Origin of the sequence: Microbacterium sp., assembly GCF_035687345.1 — a bacterium.
Classification (GTDB): domain Bacteria; phylum Actinomycetota; class Actinomycetes; order Actinomycetales; family Microbacteriaceae; genus Microbacterium.
Genome location: NZ_DASRXZ010000050.1, coordinates 22,108 through 28,886, shown reverse-complemented (window position 1 = coordinate 28,886; position 6,779 = coordinate 22,108). Strand labels below are relative to the sequence as shown.

The following is a 6,779-nucleotide window of genomic DNA, read 5'->3' as shown; positions in this document are numbered from 1 at the left end:
GTGGTGCCGCCCGTGTAGATCCACAGCTCGGTGCCGTCGATCGCGGCGGCGGGCAGCGGTGCGTCGCCCGCGACCGCGTCCTTCCACGCGAGGCCCGGCGCCTCAGCGGTGTCGTCGTCCGTCACGGAGATGAGGAGCACGTCGTGATCCGCCCGCTCCTCGGCATCGACCGCCACCGACGTCAGCGAGGTCGGGTAGACGAGCGCGGCGGCGCCCGAGTCGTCGAGCAGCGCCGCGACCTCTCCCGCCCGAAGGCGGAAGTTCAGCGGCACCGGCGTGTACCCGGCCGCGAGGCACGCGAACTGCGTGATGAGGAACTCGGGGCGGTTGTAGAGGAGCATCGCGACGCGATCGCCGGTCTTGAGGCCGTGCGCCGCCAGGGTCGCGGCGAGCGCGCCCGCCTCGCGCGCGAAGCGCGAGTACGTCCACTCCTCGCCGTCGATCGTGAGGATCGCGGTGCGGTCGGGCAGAGCGCGCGCGACCGCCTGCCAGATGTCGGCGTAGTGCGCGCGCATGTCAGTCCTTCGGAGGTCCGGAGTGCTGCGCGTCGGCGGCGAGCTCGGTGCGCCAGGCCTCGTCGATCTGCTCGGGCGACCAACCGCCGTCCTGGTTCATCGTGCGCAGCACGGCGGGGTGCGCGTAGAGCGTGAGCCGGTCGCCGCCGATGCCGATCGCCTGTCCGGTGACGCCGGCCGAGGCATCCGATGCCAGCCACACGATGAGCGACGCGACGTCCTCGGGCGTGCCGAGCGCGTGGTCGCGGCGGTACAGGGCCGGGATGCCCTTGCCCGCGACGTAGTCCTCGTACACCTGGGTGTACGCCGGGATGGTCGCGGTCATGGGCGACAGGGCCGTCGGGATGACCGCGTTCGCGGTGATCCCCGCGCGCGCGAGCTCGAGCGACCACGTGCGGGCCATTGCGACCAGGCCCGCCTTCGCGGTGGCGTAGTTCGTCTGGCCGAAGCTGCCGAACTGCCCCGCGGGGGATCCGATGAGGATGATGCGCCCGGGGATCCCGTTGTCGCGCATGTACGTCGCCGCGGCGCGGCCGGTCGTGAACGAGCCGCGCAGGTGGGTCTCGATGACGATGTCGAAGTCGTCGTCGCCCATCTTCCACAGCACGCGGTCGCGCAGCACGCCGGCGTTCGCGACGAGGACGTCGAGGCGGCCGAAGGTCTCGACCGCGGCTGCCACAAGGGCGTCGGCGGTCTCGGTCGGGCCGACAGGTGCGACCACGGCCGTGGCGCGGCCGCCCGCGGCGTGGATGTCGGCGACGGTCTGGGCGGCGGTCTCGGCGTCGACGTCGTTCACGACGACGGCGGCTCCCGCGTCGGCGAGGGCGAGCGCGTACGCGCGGCCGAGGCTGCGGCCCGCGCCGGTGACGATGGCGACCTTGTCGTCGAGACGGATGCTGTCAGGAGCGCTCATTTGTAGTACCTCAGCACGAGCTCGGCCACGCACGCGGGCTTCTCGACGCCCTCGATCTCGAACGTGACGGGCACCTCGATCTGCCAGCCGCCGCCGACGTCGGTGACGCTCGCGACGCGGCCGTGGACGCGGACGTTGGATCCGGACGGCACGGGCGCGGGGAAGCGCACCTTGTTCATGCCGTAGTTGATGCCCATGCTCGCGCCCGTGATCTGGAAGATCTGACGCATGTGCGGCACGACGAGGCTCAGCGTCAGCAGCCCGTGCGCGATGCGCGTGCCGAACGGGGTCGACGCGGCGAAGTCCTCGTCGATGTGGATCGGGTTGTCGTCGCCGGACAGCTGGGCGTAGAGGTTCACCTCCTCCTGCGTGATCGGCCGCCAGCTGGAGGGACCGAACGTGCGGCCTTCCAGCTCGGGCAGCTCATCGACGGTCGCGGACACGACGTTCTCGGCCATCACACCTCACTCGCTGCTTCGCGTCGCGCGACTCGGGCGCCGCGCTCCGGAGCGTCTTCGCTCGATTGTCAGGCTACCTGAAATATCTGCCGAGTGCCAAAGCGCCCTTCCGCAGAATGGAACCGGCCGCCCGAGTGGATGGTTCGGGCGGCCGGAGCCTGTGGGCGACAGCGGGTCAGAACCGGATGCCGCCGCGGATGTTGCGACCCTCGACCATGTCGAGATAGCCCTGGTTGATCTCGTCGAGCGTGTACATCTTCGTGATGAGCTCGTCGAGCTTGAGCTGCCCCGCCTCGTACATCTGCAGTTGGCGGGGGACGTCGGCGCGCGGGTTCGCGTGGCCGTAGATCGTGCCCTGGATGCGCTTCTGGTAGCGCGTCAGCTCGAGCGGGCTGATCGGGATGCTCGTCTCGCGATCGGGCGCGATCCCCGTGATGACGGCGACGCCGCCCTTGCGGATCGCCGACACGGCCTGGGCGACGTGCTCGCCCTCCACGACGCCCACCGAGACGATCGCGCGGTCGGCGCCCTGCCAGTTCGTGATCGACCGCGCGAAGTCGGCGGCCTCGTCCATCGTCGCGAACGCGTGCGTCGCACCCAGCTTCAGTGCCGACTCGCGCTTGAACTCGACCGGGTCGACGGCGATGACGGCGACCGCGCCGGCGTGGTGCGCGCCCTGCACCGCGTTGATGCCGATGCCGCCGATGCCCATCACGATGACCACGTCGCCGGGCTGGGTCTCCGCCGCGTAGACCGCGCTGCCCCACCCGGTGCCGACGCCGCATCCGAGCAGCCACAGCTTCTCGAGGTCGGCGTCCTTCGGCAGCTTGATCGCGGAGTCGACCGAGACGAGCGTGTACTCCGAGAACGAGCCGACCTGGCACATCTGCCCGACCTCGGTGCCGTCGGGCAGGGCGAAGCGGTAGCTCTCCTCGTCGTCGAAGCGGTGGCCGGCGAGCAGGAAACGGCCGCGGTCGCACAGGTTCGTCATGCCCGACGTGCACCAGCGGCACTTGCCGCAGCTCGGGATCCACGTGAACACGACGGCGTCGCCGACCTCCCACCCGGGGGTGTTCGGGCCGACGGACTCGACGATGCCGGTGCCCTCGTGCCCGCACACCATGGGCAGGTGGCCCGCGACGCTGTCGCCGGTCATCATGTGGTAGTCCGAGTGGCACATTCCGGCGGCGACCATCCGCACCCGGATCTCGTTCTGTCGCGGGTCGCCGACCTCGACCTCGGCGATCTCGAACTCTCCCGGGGCTTCGCGGACGATAGCGGCGCGGGACGTGATGGGCATTGCTCCTCCTTCGGACCAAGCTGATGAGCGACGGCGCTCAGTGTCAGGCTACCTGTAATTCAACACGGGGATGTCGAGACGGATGCCCCGACCCCCGCTCAGCGGAAGATCGACGTGCTCTCGCGGTAGTTCTCGACCGCGTCGGGGCCGAACTCGCGGCCGAGGCCCGACGCCTTGACGCCACCGAAGGGCGAGCCCAGGTCGGGGCGGTAGCCGTTGATGCCGATCGAGCCGGTCTGCACGCGGCGCGCGACCGCCTGCGCGGCATCCGGATCGGCGCTGAAGACCGCGCCGCCGAGGCCGTAGGTCGTCGCGTTGGCGATCCGCACGGCGTCGTCGACGTCGGTGTAGCGGTGCACGCTGATCGCCGGTCCGAAGATCTCGTTCTGTGCGATCTCGCTGTCGACGGCAGCGTCGACGATCACGCGCGGGGCGAAGAAGTAACCCTCCGACGGCGTCGGGGTGTCGCCCGCGAGGATCGTGGCGCCCTCGGCCTCCGCACGGTCGAGCATCGCGGTCACTCGCGCGTGGGCGGTCGCCGAGACGAGCGGGCCCACCTCGGTCGACTCCTCCTTCGGATCGCCCACGCGCAGGTCGCGGGCGAGCGCCACGAGCGCGTCGACGACCTCGTCGTAGCGGTGCGCGGGGGCGAGGATTCGGCTCAGCGCGACGCAGTTCTGGCCGGTGTTGCCGAACGACGCGTACCGCAGACTCGCCATGACCTCGTCGAGGTCGGCATCGTCGAGCAGGATGCCCGCGGACTTGCCGCCGAGCTCGAGCGTCGCGGGGATGAGTCGCTGCCCGGCGACCGATGCGATGTGACGCCCCGCCGCGGTCGAACCCGTGAACGCGACCTTGTCGACACCGGGGTGGGCGACGAGCGCCTGACCGGTCTCGCGGCCGCCCGTGACGATGTTGATGACGCCCGCGGGCAGGCCGATCGCGCGGCTCGCCTCGGCGAGGTTGAAGATGTCGAGCGGCGACTCGGCGGCGGGCTTGACGACGACCGTGCAGCCGGCGGCGAGAGCCGGACCGAGCTTGAGCGTCGTCGAGGACTGCGGGTGGTTCCACGGCACGATGAGCGCCGCGACACCGAGCGGACGGCGCAGGTGCAGCGAGCTGCCCTCACGATCGACGTTCTTGCGCTCCTGCTCCTCGTTGAGCTCGCGCGCGATCTTCGCGTAGTACCGCAGGTGCTGCACGGGCCGGATCGCGTTCATGCCGCGCGCGACCGTGATGGGCTGGCCGATCTCGTCGGTGACGAGAGGGGCGGTGGTCGCACCGCGCGCCTCGATCTCGTCGGCGAGGCGGTCGATCCAGTCGGCGCGCTCCGCGGGCGTCAGGCCCGACCAGGACCCGCTGTCGAACGCCTGGCGCGCCGCAGTGACGGCGCGGTCGACGTCCTCCGGCGATCCGTCGGGCGCGTGCCCGACGACGGAGCGGTCGAAGGGGTTCTCCACGGTGAGAACCTCGGTCGAGGAGGCCTGGACGTACTCCCCGCCGGCGAACATTCGTTCCTGCAGATCAGTTGCTTCAAGCACAGCGGAAGGCTAACACCGGGAAGCCGCAATCTGCACGCATTGCGACGAAATGACCGCTATGCGTACACTCGCTGGATGAGAGCGCGAATGCGTGCGGTCCGATCGCGACGGGCGCTAGCCTGATCGGGCCTGGGGAAGGGTCGGCATGGAACACACCAACTTCACGTACGTCATCAAGCAGGTCGAGCTCGCGCTCCGCCCGTTCATCGACGCCGCGTGCGCCGCTGCCGGCATGACCACGGCCCAGTACACCGCGCTCACGGTGCTCGAGCGCCGCCCCGGCATCACGAGCTCCGAGCTCGCCCGCCGCTCGTTCGTGCGCGCGCAGACGATGGCGCAGACGATGGACCCGCTGCTCGAAGCCGGCCTCGTCCGTCGTGAGCGCGACCCCGAGCACGCCCGCCGCCTTCTGCTGTACCTCACCGACAAGGGCGCCGCCGCGGTCGCGAAGGCGCGCCCTGCGGTCGACGAGCTCGAGCAGCTCATCCTCACCGGATTCACCGAAGAGGAAGGAGCGGCGTTCGCGGACTACCTCCGTCGCGTCCGCCACTCCCTCCGCGAGGGTCACCCCGTGACCACCCGCTGACCCTCAGTTCTTCCGGTAGTTCTCCCGCGCGAAGGACGAGTACGGCGCCGGCGCGACTGTCGCCCGCACCTCGACCTGGCGGTGTGCCTCGACGGCGGGCTTGCGTGTGTTCGGCTCTTCGCCCCACACGACGACGACCTCTGTGCCCGGTTCGGCGTGGGCCGCGTCGACGCTCGCGAGCGACACGAACACCTGCTCGCCCGTGATGTAGCCGACATCGTGCGAGATGCCGACGTCGACCCCGTCCGCGAGCACGCGGTCCACCTGATACGTGCCGTAGCGCGCCTTCGGGAAGTCGATGTACTTCGCCGGCAGCCCGGGCTCGTACATCGAGCGCTGGATCGCGGCGACGTCCTCGGGGTTCCACACGAGCGTCACCTTCGTGCGCTGGGGCGCCTGCGCGTGCCGCTCGAGCGCCTCGCGCCCGATGAAGTCGTGATCGAAGGCGACACTGCGCCCGTAGCCGAGGTCGTACGGGGTGAGGTAGTAGTCCTCGATGTCGTCCGACACGAAGCTTCCTGCGAGGGAGCCCGCCCGGGTGGCGGGAAGCCACGCGAGGTACTCCGCCGTCCCCTTGCCCGAGAAGATCGCCGGCAGGGGAGAGGGCACCCACGCCGACTCGAGGTTCGCCGACGAGTACGCCTTCGCGCCGACGAGCACGAGGTCGAGTCCCTCACCCGCGCGGATGAGCGCGTCGCGCACGCGCTCGCCGTCCGCCCACGGACCGAACAGCTCGAAGCCTGGCTGCCCGGCCATGCCGTGCCGCAGCGACCGCACCGTGACGCCGTCGATCTCGAACGTCGCCATGTGGAAGAACTTCGTCGGCGGCACCGGAGCGCCGGTCGCCTTCTCCATGAGCGCGAGCGCGTTCGGTCCCTGCAGCTCGTACCGGTAGAGCTTCGGCGGAACTCCCGGCTCGCGCATGAGCGAGTTCGCGTCGCGCTCGAATGTGACGTCGTAGTCGCCGGTCTCGCCGATGTACTGCACCCAGTCGAGCACCATGAACCAGCCCACGAGGTCGAACACGTCCTCCTCGAGGTGGAAGAGGATCGCGTCGCCGATGAGGTAGCCCTCGTGGTTGACCGCGACGAACTGCTTGGCGCGGTCGACACCGAAGTTCGCGAAGCTGTTGACGCCGGTGTCCGAGAGCAGCTTGAGCGCGTCCGGGCCGGAGATGAACAGGTCGGTCATGTGGTGGGACTGGTCGAGCAGGGCGACCGTGTCGCGCCACGCGCGCTGCTCGGTGCGCCAGTTCGAGAACTCCGGCGTCACCGGGAAGATCGTCGGGCGCGCCTGCGAGTTGCGCAGCAGCTCGACGGCGCTTCCCACGCGTGCGATTGCGTCGGCGACGGACTCGGTCATGGCAAACTCCTTCGTTCGGGTCTTGGGCCATGCTAGTAACCGCTGGTTGTTTTCCCCTTGCCAGGCGATAATCGCTGCTTATGCGACGCGAAACGTTTCTTAGC

At 69.9% G+C, this 6,779-nt stretch carries 7 protein-coding genes; 1 reads left to right on the top strand and 6 read right to left on the bottom strand.

Annotation, left to right across the window (positions count from 1 at the left end; translation table 11 throughout):
- The 5 genes from VFF97_RS06105 to VFF97_RS06085 all read right to left on the bottom strand — a co-directional run.
- On the bottom strand, nucleotides 1-515 hold a 515-nt coding region (locus VFF97_RS06105), incomplete at its 3' end, for an AMP-binding protein (RefSeq protein ID WP_325032602.1).
- A 1-nt stretch (nucleotide 516) separates the two neighbouring features.
- Nucleotides 517-1,428, bottom strand: coding sequence for an SDR family oxidoreductase (locus VFF97_RS06100; protein WP_325032601.1), 912 nt, complete (start codon nucleotides 1,426-1,428; stop codon nucleotides 517-519).
- Nucleotides 1,425-1,886 (bottom strand): MaoC family dehydratase, encoded by a 462-nt coding sequence (locus VFF97_RS06095; RefSeq protein WP_325032600.1) that lies wholly within the window; start codon nucleotides 1,884-1,886, stop codon nucleotides 1,425-1,427. The genes VFF97_RS06100 and VFF97_RS06095 overlap by 4 nt, the downstream gene beginning before the upstream one ends.
- Nucleotides 1,887-2,061: 175 nt before the next feature.
- Nucleotides 2,062-3,186, bottom strand: coding sequence for an NDMA-dependent alcohol dehydrogenase (locus tag VFF97_RS06090; protein WP_325032599.1), 1,125 nt, complete (start codon nucleotides 3,184-3,186; stop codon nucleotides 2,062-2,064).
- A 98-nt stretch (nucleotides 3,187-3,284) separates the two neighbouring features.
- Nucleotides 3,285-4,727 (bottom strand): aldehyde dehydrogenase, encoded by a 1,443-nt coding sequence (locus VFF97_RS06085; protein WP_325032598.1) that lies wholly within the window; start codon nucleotides 4,725-4,727, stop codon nucleotides 3,285-3,287.
- 145 nt (nucleotides 4,728-4,872) lie between these two features.
- Between VFF97_RS06085 and VFF97_RS06080 the strand changes: the two genes are divergently transcribed.
- Entirely contained in the window at nucleotides 4,873-5,313 is a 441-nt protein-coding gene (locus tag VFF97_RS06080) for a MarR family winged helix-turn-helix transcriptional regulator (protein ID WP_325032597.1), read from the top strand.
- A gap of 3 nt (nucleotides 5,314-5,316) precedes the next feature.
- On the opposite strand, the gene VFF97_RS06075 is transcribed toward VFF97_RS06080, so the two are convergent.
- On the bottom strand, nucleotides 5,317-6,675 hold the full coding sequence (locus tag VFF97_RS06075) for an aminomethyl transferase family protein (protein ID WP_325032596.1): 1,359 nt from the start codon (nucleotides 6,673-6,675) through the stop codon (nucleotides 5,317-5,319).
- Between the last annotated feature and the right edge of the window lie 104 nt (nucleotides 6,676-6,779).

Excerpts from the sequence above, each read along its gene's own strand:
- VFF97_RS06100 (WP_325032601.1), bottom strand. The coding sequence starts at position 1,428 with ATGAGCGCTCCTGACAGCATCCGTCTCGACGACAAGGTCGCCATCGTC.
- VFF97_RS06090 (WP_325032599.1), bottom strand. The coding sequence starts at position 3,186 with ATGCCCATCACGTCCCGCGCCGCTATCGTCCGCGAAGCCCCGGGAGAG.
- VFF97_RS06075 (WP_325032596.1), bottom strand. The coding sequence starts at position 6,675 with ATGACCGAGTCCGTCGCCGACGCAATCGCACGCGTGGGAAGCGCCGTC.
- VFF97_RS06080 (WP_325032597.1), top strand. The coding sequence starts at position 4,873 with ATGGAACACACCAACTTCACGTACGTCATCAAGCAGGTCGAGCTCGCG.
- VFF97_RS06095 (WP_325032600.1), bottom strand. The coding sequence starts at position 1,886 with ATGGCCGAGAACGTCGTGTCCGCGACCGTCGATGAGCTGCCCGAGCTG.